1 protein-coding gene is annotated in these 924 nt (G+C 40.3%); it reads right to left on the reverse strand.

The window, feature by feature from the left end; translation table 11 throughout:
- Nucleotides 1-91: 91 nt before the first annotated feature.
- Nucleotides 92-751 (reverse strand): hypothetical protein, encoded by a 660-nt coding sequence (locus ACYVAM_RS31765; RefSeq protein WP_461074184.1) that lies wholly within the window; start codon nucleotides 749-751, stop codon nucleotides 92-94.
- Nucleotides 752-924 lie beyond the last annotated feature (173 nt).

Below are 924 nucleotides of genomic sequence, written 5' to 3' on the forward strand. Positions count from 1 at the left end.
ACCAATGCCATACTTCGGACTAACTAAAAATACTGTTTGATGAAGCTATTCGATGCGGTTATCGACTTCTGCAACAGCCACTGGCATTATGTTAGGTAAGAGGTATTAGTCTTTCGAATTCCGTTGATTCTTTATCTTCATAATTCCTTCCTCTGTATTGCTCGAATCCCTTTACCAGTAAAATCTGATCTCGATAATAGACATCCTGAATGACATAAGAAAGACAGTTGTTAATATTTAGATCTCGAGTCTTCACCTGTTTCATAGGTTGCATGCTAGGTAAATCAAAGAGCCAGTAAGCTCCTTTTAGAGGCCCAGCAAAAAGCTGATTAGTGTTGAGTTGCTTAAAGGTTTCGATAGCAGGTAACTTTATAATTTCCATCAATTCTCCATTACATGGGTTTCTTCGATAAATTCCCCTGCATGCCATTTCTACCAGCAGGAAAGAGTCATTGACTATAATGCTTCTGACTCGTCCAGGTCCAGCTTTCCAAACTAGTTTTTGCTCTTTGATTGAAAAACAAAAGAGTCCTCTATCCCAAGTGCCTATGAACACAAATTGGCCATCTTTAGAAATGGGTGTACCATATTGCGCGCTGTAGGCTATATGAGCTACTGTTTTAAACCTATTCACCGTTTGACCTTGTGGATCTATAACGGTCAAAAGTCCATCCAGTTCGTATTGAAGAGTTTGGATAAGTGGGTGTTTAAAGTGAATTCTAAGAAGATTGGGATGGCGCTCGATCTGCATAGAAAGTGCTTCTAGATTGTTATATAATCAGAGTGGCTGTTGCAAAAGTCGGGAGTGAGTTGAAAACACCCTGTTGACCTGTTGTTTTGGCCGAAATCGGGAGCCAGATTTAACTCGTTTATCGAGCTTACTAATGGCCTCTCGGCCTTTTGCAACAGCCACCAGAATTATGT

This window comes from Spirosoma horti, assembly GCF_054776595.1.